The following is a 15,867-nucleotide window of genomic DNA, read 5'->3' as shown; positions in this document are numbered from 1 at the left end:
TCGCGAGGGGACGAAGGGAAAATCACAAACTGCTGGGCAAGGCGTGATGCGCTGCGGCGTCATTGCGGATTGACCCGGCATCATCGTTCGTGATTTGTTCAAAACGGGCACCACCGATGGTGGGGAGATGGATGATGGCATTTTCAACCAAGACATTTGCAATTGCAGCCGCACTGGGCGCGCTCTCCGCGCCCGCTTTCGCGCAAAACACCGCAACGCCGTGGGAGCTCAAGCCGGACACCGGCTATGCCTATGACAAGGAAGGCAAGACGTTTTCCTACAAAATGGGCACCAGCAATGCAGGTGAACTCCTGAAAGGCGCCAAGAAGGTGCCCAGGGGCACGCTGTTCTTCATCGGCCAGAACGGCCAGCTCTATATGCGCAGCGGGCAGTATCTCGAAGGCGACGGCCGGTTCAAGTTCGGGCCGGATCAGTAGAGGCCACGATCGCTGGCGCGCTCCCTCGCCCCGTTCCTACGGGGAGACGGTTGGGGCGAGAGGCTTCTCTCCGCGCATGAGATCGTCGGGAGACCTGTACCCCCTCACCCGGAAGAGGCACCGTCCTAAAACGCCGCCGCCAGCTCCCTTGCGCCGGCATTGTAGCTGTTGCTGTCCATCCGCGCATCCGTCACCGCCAGCAGCTTGGCCACCGTGTTGTGGCGGATCGCGACCGGGTTGCGCTCGTAGCCGCTGCGCTGGAAGAAGTTCGAGGTCGGCACCTGCTCGCGCATCGCCTGCGGCATCGTCACCATGTCCAGGCCGGTGCCGTCGCCCGTGAGGTTCATCATCTCGAGCTCGGCCGCGGTGAGTGGACGGGTGTAGCCCTTGGCGCGGGCGAATAGCACCGAGGTCAAGAGTTTGTGGGTTTGCAGCATCGGCCCGATGTCGATGTCGAGCACCATCGCATGCATGGCCCAGCCCTGCGCGGTGTCGCCGATCTTCTCATGCTCCGACCAGGTGTCCGGCACCGACTTCGCATGCGCCACCATTTTCTTCAGAACGCCAAGCTTGTGCTCGAGCAACTGCCGCGCCGGCCCGGAGGAGCGCGCGATCTTGTCGGAGAGCGCGCGGATGAACTCATGCCCCTGCTCGGCGAGCAGCTCGACGCTGTTGGTGGTGAGCAGCTGGTTGTAGCCCATCGCGGTCGAGATCGCGCGCTTGCCACCATGCTCGATGCCGGCCTGCACGTCGAAATTGCCGGTACCTCCGGTCTCGAACGAATAGACCCGCACCGCCTGCTCGCGCGTCAGCCCGGATGCGAGCGCGTAGCGCGCATAGGCACGCTTGAACTCGACCTCGGAGGTCGGCCGCTGCGGCGTGAATTGATAGAGATCCTGCGCTGCGCGCAAAAGATCGGAGGCGACCGGAAGCGGCTTGCGGGGAGGACGGCTCGGCGTTTCCTCCGGCTCCGGATTCACCGGCCGCTTCGGGCCGGTATAGACAGGCGGCTGCTCCAGCACGTAGTCGTCGAGCGTGATCTGCTGCCCACTGCGCCGCTTGGCGTTGCGGCCTTTCCGCTTTTCCGTGACCTGGCTCCAATAGGCGCCGGCCTCTTCGTCGAAGGCGCCACGGATCTGCTGATACTCCGCCAGCTTGCGGCGATATTCCAGCACGGCCGGCGATGCGCCGCCGCCTTGCGCGAAGAACTGCGACAGCAGCTGGGCGTTGGCATTGCGAACGGCGGACGGCAGCGCGTCGGACCCGCCGCCACGCGCGGCGGGAACGAGCAGGACGAGCGCGAGTGGAACCAGCGCCAGATATGTTCGAATCGAATGATGCATGCTGCCGTCTTAGCAGGCATCAGGTAACCGTCACGTTAACACGCCGTTTACCATCTCATTTCCAGGCGAACACCGGCTGTTCCAGGTCCGTGACGCGGGTCTGCCGCCCGGCCAGCACCTCGCGGAACTGGTAGATGAGCGCCGCGGTCGGTGCGTGGATCAAGCTCATCTGGTGATGGAAGCGGATCACGCGGCGACTGCTTTCGGGTATCGCAGTGAAGTCGAAGGCATCGTCGCGCTCGATCGTGTCGAGCGCGATGCGATGGACCGAGGCGACCTCGTCCGGGTTCGGCACGATGGCGGCGCTCTCGTCGGCCCAGACCACGACCGGCGTGATCAGATAGCCGGAGCGCGTCGGATAGTCGTCGAGCAGGCCAAGCACGGCGTCAGGTGCAAGCCTGAGCGCGAGTTCTTCCTCCAGCTCGCGCAATGCTGCCTCCACCGGCGTTTCGCCGGCGTCGCAGCGACCACCGGGCAGCGCCCACTGGCCGCGATGCGAGCGCAAGCTCGATGCGCGCATGGTCAGCAGAAACGCCGTGTCGTGACCGTCATTGGACGCGGTCAGCGCCAGCACCACCGCGGCCCGCTTCAGCGCCGATGGCGCGGCTGCATCAGGCAGCCGCGCAAATGCGGCGCAGGCCTCTGCGATATTCCGTCTGGTGGCATCGCCGAAAGCTCTCATGATGCTTGACTACACCAGGACCGCGCTCGATGAAACGAGGAGAGATCAAGCGTTGCGAGGATGGACGGCGCCATGACCAGCAAAACGGCCGCAATGCTCAAATCGGACGGATGGAGCATCCTGGAGACCACGGGCTTCATGCACCTGGTCGGCCCCGTGTGGGAGCGCAAGGTCGACGGCCACTACGAATTCGCGCTCGCGACCGAAGACAAGCACCACAACCGCCGCGGCATGGTCCAGGGCGGCGTGATGATGACCTTTGCGGACCGCACCTGCGGCATGAGCGCCCGTTATGTCTCCGGCAAGGAGTATATGGCCACGGTGCAGCTCGACACCCATTTCGTCGAGGCCGGCCAGATCGGCGACATCCTGATCTCCCGCCCCCGCGTGGTGCGCTCGACCCGCAGCCTGATCTTCATGAGCACCGAGGTCACCGTCGACGGCCGCTGCGTGGTGATGGCGAACGGCGTGTTCAAGATCCTGAAGGGGCCGGCGTAGGCTGCGGTCGAGCTGCCCCCGCTCTCTCCGCGTCATTGCGAGCGCGGCGCAGCGATCCAGAGTCTTTCCGCAGATGCAGTTCTGGATTGCTTCGCTCCGCTCGCAATGACGGAACCGGGCAGCTATGCTGGCGCCACAAGAAGCAACAAGGATCCGCCCATGCAATACCGCCAACTCGGCCGCAGCGGCCTGAAGGTCTCGCCGATCTGCCTGGGCACCATGATGTTCGGCGGGCCGACGGATGAGGCGACCTCGCAGCGGATCATTGCCAAGGCGTACGAGGCCGGTATCAATTTCATCGACACGGCGGACGCCTATTCGAAGGGCGTCTCCGAGGAAGTCGTCGGCCGCGCGATCGGCAACATCAGGCATGCCTGGGTGCTCGCGACGAAACTCGCCAATCCCATGAACACTGGTACGGGGAACGATCCCAATCGCGTCGGACTCTCGCGACGGTGGGTGTTGCAGGCGGCCGAGGAAAGCCTGAAGCGGCTCGGCACCGATCACATCGACATCTACTATCTGCACAAGGAAGACCATGCGACGCCGTTGGAGGAGACGGTGCGCGCGATGGGCGATCTCATCCGATCAGGCAAGATCCGCTACTTCGGCGTCTCCAACTACCGTGCCTGGCGCGTCGCCGAGATCTGCAACATCTGCGACCGGCTCGGCATCGACCGCCCGGTGGCGAGCCAACCCTATTACAATGCGATGAACCGCATGCCCGAGGTCGAGCACTTTCCGGCCTGCGCCCATTACGGCCTCGGCATCGTGCCCTATAGCCCGCTGGCGCGCGGCGTGCTCACCGGCAAGTACAAGCCCGATGCAGCGCCGGACAAGGAGACGCGCGCCGGCCGCAATGACGTCAGGATGATGCAGACGGAATGGCGGCCGGAATCGCTTGAGCTCGCGCAGGAGATCAAGACTCACGCCGAGAAGAACGGTATCACCGCCGGCCAGTTCGCGGTCGCCTGGGTGCTCAATTCCGCTTTCGTCTCCTCGATCGTCGCCGGCCCGCGCACCGAGGAGCAGTGGGACGGCTATATCCGCGCGCTCGACTACCGCTTCACCGCGGAGGACGAGGCATTGATCGACCGGCTGGTCGTGCCGGGTCATCCCTCGACGCCGGGCTACAACGATCCCGCCTATCCGATCGAAGGACGCCGCGCGCGAACGGCGTGAGAGCGGAAGACGACAATGGCGCAAGGACCGCTACGGCCTCCCGCTCTCCACCACCTCCGAACAGGCGGCGTCCGCCTCCCGCGAGCGCGTCGACCAGATGCTCTCGGGCGAGACCGGCACGGCGGAAACGCTGGAGCGCGCGCACGGCGATGCGGGCCGCACGCAATCCTTGCGCGAGACGCGCTGGCAGGCGGCGATGGCTTGAGGCAGGATGGAGACAACAGGGCCGGAGGACGCCCATGACCGAGATCGTTGCGCTGGAGGCACTGGCGGCGCGGGTTACACCGGGCCGGTCGCTGGCAATTCCCGTCGACGGCTCGGGCGTGGCAATGACGGCGACCGCGGCGCTGTTGGAGGCCGGAGTCCGCGACCTCAAGCTGATCTGCGTGCCGATCTCCGGCCTGCAGGCCGATCTCCTGATCGGTGCCGGGGCCGTGGCCTCGCTGGAAACCAGCGCGGTGTCGCTGGGCGAGGCCGGCGCCGCGCCGCGCTTCACCGCCGGCATCAAGAGCCGAGCCTTCACGATGCGCGACTCCACCTGCCCCGCGATCTATGCCGGGCTGCTCGCCGCGCAGAAAGGCGTGCCGTTCATGCCGATCGCCGGCATCATCGGCAGCGATCTCCTCAAGGTGCGATCCGATTGGCAGGTGATCGATAGTCCCGTCGGCGAGGCGCGCAAGGTGGTCGTGGTGCCCGCGATCTCGCCTGACGTTGCGCTGTTTCACGCACCCGAAGCCGACCGCGCCGGCAATGTCCGCATCGGCCGGCATCGCGAGCTCGCCGACCTCGCTTATGCGTCGAAGCGCACGCTGATCACCGTGGAGCGCATCGTCGATCGCAATCTGTTGGATGGCAAGGATTCCGCTGCCGGTGTGCTGCCTTCGCTCTATGTCGACACCATCGCCGTCGCCGAACGCGGCGCCTGGCCGCTGGCGCTGTGGGACGAATATCCGGCCGACGAGGCCGAGATTGCGCGCTACGCCGCGATGGCGCGCAGCGACGACGGCTTTCGCGCCTACCTCTCGACCTTCCTGACCCATCGCAAGCAGGTGGCGTGATGTCAGCCGAGCGCGAGCGGCGCGAAATCCTGATTGCGACCATTGCCGATCTGCTCGACGGCATCCGTCATGTCGCGGTCGGCGCGTCGTCGCCGATCCCTGCGGCCGGGGCCATGCTGCTGCGCGCCCGCAACGAGCTCTGTGGCAAGCCGCCGGTGCGTATCTCGATCCTGGGATCGCGGACGCATAATTTCTTCACCAATGGTGGCATCGAGCTGTTCGACTGTGCCGCGCAAGGCCGGGTCGACGCCTTCTTCCTCGGCGGGGGCCAGATCGACGGCGAGGGCAACATCAACCTGGTCGGCACCGGCGATTATCCCGCGAGCTACGTGCGCTGGCCCGGCTCGTTCGGCTCGGCCTATCTCTATCATCTCGTGCCGCGCGTGATCCTGTTTCGCGAGGAGCATTCGCCGCGCGTGTTCGTACCCAAGGTCGATTTCGTCAGCGCGCGTGCCATAACGCCGGAGGTGCCGCGCCGCGGCGGGCCGCATGCGCTGCTGACCAGCATGGCGCTGTTCGACTTCGATCGCGAGGCAGGCGGCTTTGCCTTGCGCTCCGTGCACCCGCCCTTCACCCCGGCCGACATCAGGGAGAACACGGGCTTCGCCTACCGGGAGCCGGACGTCGTGCGCGAGACCCCGCGGCCGGATGCCGCGACGCTGGCGCTGCTCCGCGGCCGGATTTTCGATGAGCTTGCCGAGACTTATCCGGCTTTTGCTCGGACCATGAAGCAGGCGGCATGACGCCCGCTTCGTTGCTGCCACGAAAAAAACATCGGCTTGGCGGCAAGTGCCTGCTGGCACGATTGGGGCGGGCGGTCAGGGCGAATCGCCGATGGGTGGCGCGGTGGTATTGCAGACGGGCTTGACCGGACACGTGACGGAGCAAACGGGATCGCAACCAATTTGCGATCTGATGGTTACTGGACGGAACTTCCGCCCCTCCGTGGCCCGCCGGCACATGAGCCTGACGATGCGCCTCCACCGACTGGTTCTGGCTGCATCTCTCATTGCTCTCGCAAGTCCTTGTTTGGCCGAATCTTCCACCACGGTCCCGGTGAACAATCCGCCGGCGCAACAGAATTCACTTGTCGACGTGCTGGCTCTGATGTCGGGCCACTGCAAGACGCTGAAGGTCGCCGGGCGTCCCTTTGCCTGCAAGACCGTGGCCTTCGCGCACGACGACAAGGGCCGGGTCAATTTCGCCGTCGCCGTCGACGACCCCAGCGACGAGAACCACGTCGTGTCCTTCTCCGGCCAGAACGGCAAGCGGGCCGACGACAATTCCTATGAGCTGCCGATCGACCGCATGCTGCTCAACTCCAAGCACAGGCCAAAGGTTGACGGCCTGCCGGTCCCGGCTGCGCAGACCTCCACCGGCACCTGCCGGCAAACAGGCAATTTCGCCGCCAGGAAGGTGAACGACGTCACCTGCTCTGCGATCGACAGCGAAGGCCGGACATATGAATTGCTGTTCGTCTCCGACGGCACGCCAGTGAGTGTGCGCCGGATCAGGCAGTCGTCGCCGTCGGTCCAGGATCCGTTCAAGTAGGCGACAGACGCTTCGCGTCGAGGCGCAGCTTCGGCACGCCGACGCCGCGGGCGCGGATGGGTGCCGCCAACTCTTCTCCACAGACGTCGAGAACGAAACCAATCTCATCGCGACGCAGACGGAATTCGATTGCCCGGCCTGTCCTGCGCCAATCCGCCGTCTCGCCATCATCGACATAGACAAGGCCGGAGCCGCCATGATCGGGGGGCCCGAACACGATTGCCGTCAGCCCCTTCTCGTCCTCGATCGGAACGATCGAGCCCGCGCGCGCGAAGAGCGGTAGCCGGCCCAGCGGTGCTGCGACGGTGATGGTTCGCCCGCCCTCGAACGGCGTACCATCATGCCAGTCGTACCAGCCGCCAGGATGGGCGGGCAGATAGACCTCGCGCGTCGTCGCGCCCTCTTCCAGCACCGGAGCGACGAGGAGATCGGGACCAAGCATGAATGCGTCCTCGACGGCTGCGGCGACTGCGTCGGACGCGAAATCCCACAGCAGCGGGCGCACCGCGGGCACGTCGTCCGCCGCGGCGCGCCACATCTGGGTATAGAGATAGGGGATGAGGCTGTGACGCAAATTCATGGCCGATCGCACCTCGGGAAGCACGCTCTCATGCATCCAGGGCGTGTTGACGATGCCGCTCGTCTTCCAGGAATTCATCACCATGCGCGGCCACAGCGCGCAAAACTCGACAAAGCGGCACAGCAGTTCCGGCCCGGGTGACGGGCCATGGAAACCGCCGACGTCATGGCCGATGTTGTAGAGGCCCGACAGGCTCATGTTGAGGCCTTGGGTCAGGTTGTAGCGCAGCGTCTTCCAGGACGTTTCGTTGTCGCCGCTCCAGGTCTGGCCGTAGCGGGCGATGCCTGCGCTGCCGGCCCGCGTGATCGTGTAGGGACGCTTGTCCGGCGCCTGCGCGGCCTGGGTCTCGTAGGCAAGCTTGTGCATCAACAGCGCCTGCGCCGGACGGGCCAGCGCCTGCGGATACGGCCGGCCGTCGCCATCGCACACCGCGTCTTCGTCCCAGATTTCGAATTCATTGTTGTCGCTCCAGACGGCTGTCACGCCAAAGGCGAGCAGCGCGTCACGGATGCCGTCCGCCCACCACCGCCGTCCTTGCGGATTGGTGAAGTCGACATGGAAGCCGAGGCCGTCCCAGAACTGCGCCACCGCCGGCTCCCCGGTCTCGCCATCGACGACCAGGATGCCATTGGCCCTGGCTTCAGCGAGCCGCGGGTGATCGTCGAGCAGGCAAGGCTTGATGTTGGTGACCGGCTGCATGCCGGCGGCCTTGAGCCGCGCCATGGTCGCCGCCGGGTCGGGAAACTTGTCGCGATTCCAGTTGAAGACGTAGCGACGGTTGCCGATCGAGGTGTAGCCCGAGCCGAAGTGAAAACTGTCGCAGCGGATGCCGTGGCGCCTGCAATCCTCGATGAAGCCGGTGATCCGCGCGTCCGCGTCCGGTGCGTCCGCGATGGTCATGGTCGTCATCGCGAAGCCGAGCGTCCAACGCGGCGCGAAAGCCTGCCCGCCGGTCAGCCAGGAAAATCGGCGCGTGACCTCGGGTACCGTCGGGCCGGCGAGCACGTAATAATCGAGGTCACCGTCCTCGGCACGGTAGCTGCGGAACAGGCCGTGGTAATTGTCGAGCGTGCAGCCGAGATCGACCGAGCCGAGCGCAAGGTTGTCGTAGAAAATGCCGTGAGCACCGCGCGCGCCGTCGACGATGAAGAACGGCAGCATCTTGTAGAGCGGATCGGACACCTCTGCGTCGAAGCCGCAGGGGTCGACGGCATCGATGGCGAAGCGCCGCCCCGTGCGATCGAGCGGACCAGCCTTGTCGCCGAGGCCATAATGGCGTTCGTCTTCATGTCGTTCCATCGCGTGCAGCAACGCACCGGTCTTGCGCGACAGGAAATAAGCCTGGGTCGGACGGTCGCGCAGGAATGGCTGATCCTCGCCGTTGCGGTTCCAGGCGATGCCGAACGGATCGAGCCGGATCTGCGCGCTGAGACCTGCGGCGGCGAGCGTGACGATGCCGCCGGCCTCCGAGACCGTCGGCGCCGGATTGGCAAAGCCTGCGAAGTCGTCGCGCGGCCGTCCCTCGAACGGCGGCTCGGAGCGATCAGGCGCGATCGCCCAGCCGCGATCGAGGCGATAGCCCTCCGGCCGGCGCAAGGTGACGCGGCCGATGTCGCGCTCGAGAAGGGTGATGCGGAGCGTGGCGAGCGGGGCAGCCGCCGGTCCGGTCGAAAGTTCGAACAGCGCGGCATTGCCGTCGAGGCCGCGGAAGCGGCCGTGGGTCAGGGCTTTCATGGGATAGGCTCCGGGTCTCTCAGGGCCGCGCGAGGGCCGCGCCCGTTGTTGCATCGAAGATGTGCAGATGGTCGGCGGCGAAGCGGATCGCGATCGCGTCGCCGCGGTGGAACTGCGACTGGCCGTCCTGGCGCAGTGTGATCTGCGGCAGGCCGGGCGCCGAGGCGTAGATGAACGTCTCGCCGCCGAGCTGTTCGACGAGATCGACGGTGGCGGCGAGCATGCCCGTGTTGGGTGCGACGTCGATATGCTCGGGACGGATGCCGAGCGTCACGCCCGCTCCGGGAACGAGGCCGGATGCCGTCCGGGGCAATTCGACTTCGCGCTCACCAACGCTCAGGCGCAGTGTGCCGTCGTCGGACGTCACCACAGCCGGCAGGAAGTTCATGCGGGGTGAACCGATGAAGCCGGCAACGAAGGCGTTCGAGGGTCGGTTGTAGAGTTCGAGCGGCGTGCCGACCTGTTCGATCCGGCCGGCGTTGAGCACCACGATGCGGTCGGCCAGCGTCATGGCTTCAACCTGATCGTGGGTGACATAGATCATCGTGCCGCCGAGCTTGGCATGCAGCGCAGCAAGTTCCTTGCGCGTGGCGACGCGCAATTCGGCGTCGAGGTTCGACAGCGGCTCGTCGAACAGGAATATCTTCGGATCGCGCACGATGGCCCGTCCGATGGCGACGCGCTGGCGCTGGCCGCCGGAGAGCGCCTTCGGTTTGCGGTCGAGATAATCGGTGAGCCGCAGCATGGCCGCGGCACGCGCGACTCGCGCCTGGATCTCCGCAGGCTTGAGCCCCATGTTCTCGAGCGCGAAGGCCATGTTCTTGGCCACGCTCATGTGCGGATAAAGCGCATAGGACTGGAACACCATGGCGAGCCCGCGCTCGGACGCCGGCAGGTGGGTGACGCGCTCGCCGTCGATAAGGACCTCACCGCTGGTGACGTTTTCGAGGCCGGCTATGACCCGCAGCAGCGTCGACTTTCCGCAGCCGGAGGGGCCGACGAAGACGACGAATTCGCCATCCTTCACCGCCAGATCAATGCCGTGCAGCACGTCGACATTGGCGAAGGATTTACGCGCGCCCGTGAGTTTCAATTCAGCCATTGGATGGTCCGATCGGTCATTTCATTCCCGTCGAGCCGATGCCCGTCGCGATGAAACGCTGGAGGAATACAAAGACGAGCGCGACGGGAATGAGCGTCACGACCGTCATCGCAAGCAAGTAGTGCCACTGGGTCTGGAGTTCGCCCTGGAAGGCATTGAGCGCGATCTGCAGGGTGTAGACCTCGGTCTTGGTGAGGACCGCCAGCGGCCACAGGAATTCGTTCCAGCGCCACATGATCGAGAAGATCGCCAGGACCGCCAGCGCCGGCAGGGTCAGCGGCATCACGATGCGCCAATAGATCTGCCACTCGGACGCCTTGTCCATACGCGCGGCCTCGATCAGATCCTTCGGCAGGGTCAGCATGTATTGCCGCAGCAGGAATACCCCCGTCGGCGTCGCCGCCCCCGGTAGGATCACCGCCCACAGCGAGTTGGTGAGGCCAAGTTCGGTCACCACCAGATAGACCGGCACCAGGATGATCGTCATCGGGATCATCAGCGTTCCGATCACCGCCAGCGTCGCCGCCTGCTTACCGGGAAATTGGTAGACGGCGAGCCCGTAGGCAGCCATGGAATTGATCAGCAGTGTGATCAGCGTCGCGACGACAGTCACGAACACCGAATTGAACAGGAAGCGCAGGAAGGCGAAGCGCTGGAGCGGCTCGCTGTAATTCTCGGTCGCAAGCGCGATGCGGCGCACCGGCTCTCGCTTATCGATCGCGACGCGGAATTGTCGCGAGGGATCGGCGGGATCGACCATCTGGGCGATGAGTCCGATGCGCCGGACCTGCGCCAGTTCACGAACCGTGCCATCGGGCAGCGCCACGCGGAACAGTGGCAGCTTCTGTGGCTGACCCGGTACCGTCACCTCGACCTGCGCGAATGGCAGCGCGGAGGGCGGAAATTCCAGCAGCGCGCTCTGGGTCTTGAACGACGACATCACCAACCAAAGCACCGGGCCGAACATCAGCACGATACCGAACGCCAGATAGACGTAGGCCGCGACGTCGGTCCAGTGCAGCGGCCGCCCTTGGCCGTTGCGACGCTGGCCAATCAGAGTTGAAAGGCGCATGGTTGCCATTTCAGACCTCTTTGCGCCGCGCGGCGGCGAATTGCAGGAGCGTCAGGACGAAAAGGACTACGCCGAGCACGACGGAGGCGGCCGCGGCGAGGCCGAAATTCTGCACCTGGCTGGAGAACGCGGTCTCATAGATGTACTGGACGACCATCAGCGTCGCGGTGCCGGGACCGCCGCCGGTCAGCACGAAGACCTCGTCGAAGGTCTGCGCGCCCTTGATCAACGCGAGCACGATCACGACGATCATGTTCGGCCACAGCAGCGGCAGCGTGATGCGCATCAGCACGCGCCAGCGCGGCGTCGCGTCCATCTCGGCCGCCTCGTAGAGGTCGGCCGGGATCGCTTGCAGGCCGGCGAGCAGGATCAGAGTGTAGAAGCCCATATGCGCCCACACCGACACGAACACCGCCCAAAACATCGCCCAGCCGGGATCGACGAAGAACAGGATCTTCTGCCCGCCAAATGTGGTGATGGCGGCGTTGAGGAGTCCGTCGCGCTGCAGAATCCATTTCCAGATCAGCGCGACGACCACGGGGGACAGCAGGACGGGGAAGAAATACACCGCCCGGAAAAAGCCACGTCCGCGGATCTTCATATTGAGGACGAGCGCCGTGACGAGCGAAAACAGCACCATCGCCGTCACCTGAAACAAGATGAACTTCACCGTATTGGCGACGCCGCGCCAGAAATGGTCCTCGCGGCAACTCGACGGATCGAGATAGGATCCGCAGTCGAACAGATAGGCGAACTGCTCAGCGCCGACATAGGGGCGCTGCGAGGGAAACAGGGCCGTGCCCCCGGTCACCGAGAAAACGACGTTGATGCCGATCGGCAGGAACACGAACAGGCCAAAGAAGACGCAGTTGGGCAGCAGGAACACATAGGCCATGCGCCGCGCGCCGATCATGCGCTGCATCGCGCGCATTGGCGGATCGAGCAGTTGCAACGCGACGCCGACAGGCAGAGCGGCAACGCCGCCAAGCCATGCGAGCGCTCCGTTTGCTAAGCCGCGCTGCGGCCGAGTGGCGGACAGAATCTCCGACATCGCAGTGATCCTCCCGTCCGATGAACCAGTTGTCTTCACTTCTTGTTGCGCTCGGCGATCTGCTGCGCGACGTCGGCGGTGATGCGCTTGTAGGCGTCCTCGAGCGTCGTCTCGCCGGAGACAGCTTGCCCGAGGCGGCTGATGGCGGCGTTCAGGATGATCCGGCTGTTGCCGTAGCCCTGGATGCGGTAGGCAAGCGGGGAAATCTGGGCCGCGCTTGCGGTGAAGACCTTCAGCGCGGCGGCAGCATCCGGGCTGGCCGTCGGATAGTCGATGCCCTTCTTCGCGAGCCCAAGGTGGCCGGGAACGAAGAGCGAGCGCGAATAGAACTCCGCAAGCACCGGTTCGCTCGCGAGATATTCCATCACTCGCGCGACTTCCTTGGGATGCTGGGTCGTCTTGAAAGCGACGAGACCGGCGCCGCCCGGCATGCTGCTACAGCCGCCGGGCCCGCAGGGATTGGGGACCGCCACCCAATCGAAGGCGTCGCCGATGGTCTTGGCGAACTGACCGATCTGCCACGATCCGGACAGATACATCACGACTTGCGCGTTCTTGAATTCGTCGTTGGCGCCGCGATAAGCGGTGCCCGAGACCGAGCCCCACAGCTCCTTCGACATCACGCCGGACTTATGCCAGTCGTAGACGAGCTGCGCCGCGCGTTTGAACCCCTCGTCGACGACTTCCGGCTCGCCGTTCGCGCCGAAGACCTGCGTGCCTTGCGACACCGCGAGCGCATAGAATCGGTGGCCCGAGCGGTCGAGCGCGAGCGGGAACGGCGCCTGGACCTTGTCCGCAACCTGCTTCACCGCCTTGGCCCAGTCCTCCCAGGTCGACTTCTCGCCCGGGATCGCGACGCCGGCTTGATCGAAAAGCGTCTTGTTGACGAACGGGCCGGTGACGGTGAGCTGGGTCATGAAGCCCGGAATTGACTTGGTATCGCCAGCCGGGCGCATCCATTCGAGGAAGGGACCGAAGTTCGCTTCCCAGTAACCGGGGTCCTTGAGGAGGGGGCGCAAATCGAGTGCAAACCGCGACAGACCGCCCATATCGACGACGCGCGCCATGTCGGGGCCTTGGCCCGAGGCCAGCTGCACCGGCAAGGTTTCGTTGACCGCCTTGTAGGGCACCTGATCCAGGACGATTTCGATGTCCTTGTTCTGGTCGTGGAATCGCTTGAGCAGGTCAGCCATCACCTCGCCCTCGTTGCCATCCGAGTACCAGGTCATTCGCAGCGTGGTGGTCTCAGCGGCGGCCGGTCCGCCGAACACAACGGCGGCAAGACAGCACAGCGCAAAAGACGTGATCACGGTCGTGGCGGTGCGCATGCTCGTATCTCCCTCTCCGCTCGGCGGCCCCGCATCCGGGTCCGCGAGAAATTGCACGGGTCCGTTCTCGGCCGGATCCTCTGTGCCGACGTTTCCTTCCGCATCGGCACCCACCCAAGTCGGATGCCGCGTCCCACGAATTCACGCTTTTTCTGCTGGCGTAAAACCGCCAACAAAGATTAAGCTGACTTTGGCAAACGTTTGCCAAAGCGTCAATACCCCTATTTCTTCGTTTGGTAGCTGTGCAGGAAGGGCTCGACCACGGACGTCGGAAATGACAATGAAAAGGCGATCGGGCCGGACCCCACGGAGGCCTATGTCAGACGACGTCTCACTTGCCACAGTCGCAGTCCGGGCTGGCGTCTCGGTTTCGACCGTGTCGCGGATCGTCAATGGCGAGATGCGCCGCGCCTCGCCGGCCACCGTGGCGCGGGTGCTCGACGCGATCGACGCGGTTGGCTACCGGCCGAACCCGGTGGGACGCGCGCTCCAGCGCGGCCAAAGCCAGCTGGTGGCGATGATCGCGGCCAACCTCGACAATCCGGCGATGGCGACGATCGCAAGTTCGACCGAGGCGGCGCTGCGCGAGGCGGGCTACGTCATGGTCTTGTGCGATACGCACGACCGGCCCGAGCTTCAGGACGAGTATCTCCACGCGATGCGGGCCCAGATGGTGAGCGGCTACGTCCTCGTCGCCGCGGTGCCCAGCCCCGGCTTGAGCGAGCTTTCGGCATCGGGCGTCCCAATAGTGTTCGTGAACCCGCCGTGATCCGAACGGCAACGGTCCGTTCGTCGGAATCGACGATTGCGCGGCGGGTGCTCGCGTCGCCGACTATTTCGCCGATCTCGGGCGGCGAGCCCCGGCCGTTGTTTTTCCGCGGCTGGGCTCGTCCGCATCGCGAGACCGGGTGTCAGGCTTCGTGGCCAGGCTGCGGGAGCGCGGATGGTCCGACGAGGCGATCATCCGGGCCGACGGGGAAGGGCGATCGCATCTGCAAATAGGCTACGATGCCGGCGCGCGAATTTTCCGCGGCAGCGAGACGCCGGACGCCATTCTCTGTGTGAGCGACCAAATCGCCTACGGCGTGAACCGGCGCGCCCTTGAGCACGGCCTGAAGATTCCCGGCGATTGCGATCTTGTCAGCATCGACGGCACGCCTCTCAACCAGTGGGTTGCACCCTGGCTGAAGTCGATCGAAATTCCCTACGCCGTTTACGGGGCGGAGATCGTCGCGGGCCTGCAATTGATCTGGCGAGGCGAAGCTTTTGGCGAGCGCCTGCTTCCCTGCAAGTTCGGCTGATACGTGGCCGTTCGCGGCGTTCCGGGTGGGCGCATGCGTGGCGCCTGACCAACACAAGAGATCATATCGTTCTTTCAATGATATAGCGGTTCGTAATTTGGTTCTGAATGCGCCCAGCAAGCCTCGCAGCTGGGCTTGGCGCGGCCGATCTCTTCTCCCTGATAGCGACGCAGTGAGGTTGCCCGGCGAAGCCTGCTGGCGAAGACGGGCTGCGCGTGGATCCCCGCCATCGCTGCCTTCATCAGGGCAATCGCGAAAAAGCCACAACAGGCGGATGAGGCTTTACGCAGTGAAAGCTATGCATGGGACGGCCACAATGGTCTGGAAATCATCGCTCGTTCTGGGAGCCGTCCTCTCGATCGCCGCATGTCCTGCAAGCGCGCAGCAGAGCGCGGAGTTCGACGCCTGCACGGCGCATGCCGATGGCGTGTCCGCGAAGATGCTGGATTGCGGCAAAGTCGAAATCGGCAAGTGGGATGCGCGACTGAATGCCGCCTATCAGAGGCTTCTGCATGGGGCCGCGGACGGGAAGCGGGCGCAATTGCAGCAGGAGCAGAGGGCCTGGCTCAAGCATCATTTGAGCGAGACCCACCGGCTGGCGAGTGATCCCGACAATGGGTCCGTCGCATTCCTCGAGTCGCAGTCGTATGAACTGGATGACCTGGTCCAGCGAACGCTGCAGCTTGAAAACCGCCTCAACGGGACGCCTTGATGCGACGGCTTCGTCGGGCACCGCGACCCATTCGCCGTCGATGAGAGGAATGCTGCGTCACATAGCCCAACTGTACTGGGCGGAGGTTGGCCTGGAATCACCGCAACTGTAGAACGGTGTATGTGGTGCCTGGATCGTGGAGACGCGTGACCGCCGACGAGTCTTGTGCATTGTCACTGTAATTCCGTCCACGGGGCGAGAGCTTCCAGTCAATCAAAATTTCATCCGGAGGCCCG

At 64.8% G+C, this 15,867-nt stretch carries 16 protein-coding genes; 9 read left to right on the top strand and 7 right to left on the bottom strand.

From position 1 onward, the window contains the following. Positions 1–134: 134 nt before the first annotated feature. Positions 135–437, top strand: a complete 303-nt coding sequence (locus ACVW16_RS21220; protein WP_456738239.1) for a hypothetical protein — start codon at positions 135–137, stop codon at positions 435–437. 125 nt (positions 438–562) lie between these two features. On the opposite strand, the gene ACVW16_RS21215 is transcribed toward ACVW16_RS21220, so the two are convergent. Both ACVW16_RS21215 and ACVW16_RS21210 read right to left on the bottom strand, forming a co-directional pair. Next, a complete protein-coding gene (locus ACVW16_RS21215; RefSeq protein ID WP_456736369.1) occupies positions 563–1,780 on the bottom strand; it encodes a hypothetical protein in 1,218 nt (405 codons plus the stop codon). Positions 1,781–1,835: 55 nt separating this feature from the next. Then, positions 1,836–2,462: an NUDIX hydrolase gene (locus ACVW16_RS21210; RefSeq protein WP_456701075.1), complete on the bottom strand. Its 627-nt coding sequence runs from the start codon at positions 2,460–2,462 to the stop codon at positions 1,836–1,838. A 72-nt stretch (positions 2,463–2,534) separates the two neighbouring features. Between ACVW16_RS21210 and ACVW16_RS21205 the strand changes: the two genes are divergently transcribed. The 5 genes from ACVW16_RS21205 (at position 2,535) to ACVW16_RS21185 (ending at position 6,751) form a co-directional block, all read left to right on the top strand. Beyond that, positions 2,535–2,960: a PaaI family thioesterase gene (locus ACVW16_RS21205; protein ID WP_456736370.1), complete on the top strand. Its 426-nt coding sequence runs from the start codon at positions 2,535–2,537 to the stop codon at positions 2,958–2,960. 159 nt (positions 2,961–3,119) lie between these two features. Beyond that, the gene (locus tag ACVW16_RS21200) at positions 3,120–4,142 is read left to right on the top strand and encodes an aldo/keto reductase (RefSeq protein ID WP_456736371.1); all 1,023 of its coding nucleotides are present in this window, start codon (positions 3,120–3,122) and stop codon (positions 4,140–4,142) included. Between the two features lie 239 nt (positions 4,143–4,381). Then, positions 4,382–5,200 carry a CoA transferase subunit A gene (locus tag ACVW16_RS21195; protein ID WP_456736372.1) on the top strand — a complete coding sequence of 273 codons (819 nt, stop codon included), beginning with the start codon at positions 4,382–4,384 and terminating at the stop codon, positions 5,198–5,200. After that, a complete protein-coding gene (locus tag ACVW16_RS21190) occupies positions 5,200–5,943 on the top strand; it encodes a CoA-transferase (RefSeq protein ID WP_456736373.1) in 744 nt (247 codons plus the stop codon). The genes ACVW16_RS21195 and ACVW16_RS21190 overlap by 1 nt, the downstream gene beginning before the upstream one ends. 229 nt (positions 5,944–6,172) lie before the next feature. Beyond that, on the top strand, positions 6,173–6,751 hold the full coding sequence (locus tag ACVW16_RS21185; protein WP_456736374.1) for a hypothetical protein: 579 nt from the start codon (positions 6,173–6,175) through the stop codon (positions 6,749–6,751). Here ACVW16_RS21185 and ACVW16_RS21180 read toward each other — a convergent pair. Genes ACVW16_RS21180 through ACVW16_RS21160 form a run of 5 tightly spaced genes read right to left on the bottom strand, consistent with a single transcriptional unit; the run spans position 6,744 to position 13,618 of the window. Then, complete coding sequence (locus ACVW16_RS21180) at positions 6,744–9,065, bottom strand: TIM-barrel domain-containing protein (RefSeq protein ID WP_456736375.1); 2,322 nt, start codon at positions 9,063–9,065, stop codon at positions 6,744–6,746. The genes ACVW16_RS21185 and ACVW16_RS21180 overlap by 8 nt on opposite strands. 19 nt (positions 9,066–9,084) lie before the next feature. Beyond that, the gene (locus ACVW16_RS21175) at positions 9,085–10,167 is read right to left on the bottom strand and encodes an ABC transporter ATP-binding protein (protein WP_456701068.1); all 1,083 of its coding nucleotides are present in this window, start codon (positions 10,165–10,167) and stop codon (positions 9,085–9,087) included. A gap of 16 nt (positions 10,168–10,183) precedes the next feature. Further along, a complete protein-coding gene (locus ACVW16_RS21170; protein WP_456705142.1) occupies positions 10,184–11,239 on the bottom strand; it encodes a carbohydrate ABC transporter permease in 1,056 nt (351 codons plus the stop codon). Positions 11,240–11,249: 10 nt separating this feature from the next. Then, a complete protein-coding gene (locus tag ACVW16_RS21165) occupies positions 11,250–12,290 on the bottom strand; it encodes a carbohydrate ABC transporter permease (RefSeq protein ID WP_456802418.1) in 1,041 nt (346 codons plus the stop codon). A gap of 35 nt (positions 12,291–12,325) precedes the next feature. Then, positions 12,326–13,618 (bottom strand): ABC transporter substrate-binding protein, encoded by a 1,293-nt coding sequence (locus ACVW16_RS21160; RefSeq protein WP_456736376.1) that lies wholly within the window; start codon positions 13,616–13,618, stop codon positions 12,326–12,328. Between the two features lie 316 nt (positions 13,619–13,934). On the opposite strand from ACVW16_RS21160, the gene ACVW16_RS21155 reads away from it, so the two are divergent. The 3 genes from ACVW16_RS21155 (at position 13,935) to ACVW16_RS21145 (ending at position 15,631) form a co-directional block, all read left to right on the top strand. Further along, positions 13,935–14,387, top strand: coding sequence for a LacI family DNA-binding transcriptional regulator (locus ACVW16_RS21155; RefSeq protein WP_456802417.1), 453 nt, complete (start codon positions 13,935–13,937; stop codon positions 14,385–14,387). 28 nt (positions 14,388–14,415) lie between these two features. Next, on the top strand, positions 14,416–14,919 hold the full coding sequence (locus tag ACVW16_RS21150) for a substrate-binding domain-containing protein (protein ID WP_456802619.1): 504 nt from the start codon (positions 14,416–14,418) through the stop codon (positions 14,917–14,919). A 316-nt stretch (positions 14,920–15,235) separates the two neighbouring features. Beyond that, a complete protein-coding gene (locus tag ACVW16_RS21145) occupies positions 15,236–15,631 on the top strand; it encodes a lysozyme inhibitor LprI family protein (RefSeq protein WP_456736377.1) in 396 nt (131 codons plus the stop codon). The last annotated feature ends 236 nt before the right edge of the window (positions 15,632–15,867 follow it).

Source organism: Bradyrhizobium sp. USDA 4474 (assembly GCF_054057515.1).
The sequence above is the reverse complement of the archived record's forward strand: the minus strand, read 5'-3'. Positions and strand labels throughout refer to the sequence as shown.

Bases quoted from the DNA above. Each gene is read 5' to 3' on its own strand.
- ACVW16_RS21205 (WP_456736370.1), top strand. From the start codon at position 2,535: ATGACCAGCAAAACGGCCGCAATGCTCAAATCGGACGGATGGAGCATC.
- ACVW16_RS21200 (WP_456736371.1), top strand. From the start codon at position 3,120: ATGCAATACCGCCAACTCGGCCGCAGCGGCCTGAAGGTCTCGCCGATC.
- ACVW16_RS21190 (WP_456736373.1), top strand. From the start codon at position 5,200: ATGTCAGCCGAGCGCGAGCGGCGCGAAATCCTGATTGCGACCATTGCC.
- ACVW16_RS21170 (WP_456705142.1), bottom strand. From the start codon at position 11,239: ATGCGCCTTTCAACTCTGATTGGCCAGCGTCGCAACGGCCAAGGGCGG.
- ACVW16_RS21195 (WP_456736372.1), top strand. From the start codon at position 4,382: ATGACCGAGATCGTTGCGCTGGAGGCACTGGCGGCGCGGGTTACACCG.
- ACVW16_RS21175 (WP_456701068.1), bottom strand. From the start codon at position 10,167: ATGGCTGAATTGAAACTCACGGGCGCGCGTAAATCCTTCGCCAATGTC.
- ACVW16_RS21165 (WP_456802418.1), bottom strand. From the start codon at position 12,290: ATGTCGGAGATTCTGTCCGCCACTCGGCCGCAGCGCGGCTTAGCAAAC.
- ACVW16_RS21160 (WP_456736376.1), bottom strand. From the start codon at position 13,618: ATGCGCACCGCCACGACCGTGATCACGTCTTTTGCGCTGTGCTGTCTT.
- ACVW16_RS21185 (WP_456736374.1), top strand. From the start codon at position 6,173: ATGCGCCTCCACCGACTGGTTCTGGCTGCATCTCTCATTGCTCTCGCA.
- ACVW16_RS21215 (WP_456736369.1), bottom strand. From the start codon at position 1,780: ATGCATCATTCGATTCGAACATATCTGGCGCTGGTTCCACTCGCGCTC.
- ACVW16_RS21220 (WP_456738239.1), top strand. From the start codon at position 135: ATGGCATTTTCAACCAAGACATTTGCAATTGCAGCCGCACTGGGCGCG.
- ACVW16_RS21155 (WP_456802417.1), top strand. From the start codon at position 13,935: ATGTCAGACGACGTCTCACTTGCCACAGTCGCAGTCCGGGCTGGCGTC.
- ACVW16_RS21145 (WP_456736377.1), top strand. From the start codon at position 15,236: ATGGTCTGGAAATCATCGCTCGTTCTGGGAGCCGTCCTCTCGATCGCC.
- ACVW16_RS21210 (WP_456701075.1), bottom strand. From the start codon at position 2,462: ATGAGAGCTTTCGGCGATGCCACCAGACGGAATATCGCAGAGGCCTGC.
- ACVW16_RS21180 (WP_456736375.1), bottom strand. From the start codon at position 9,065: ATGAAAGCCCTGACCCACGGCCGCTTCCGCGGCCTCGACGGCAATGCC.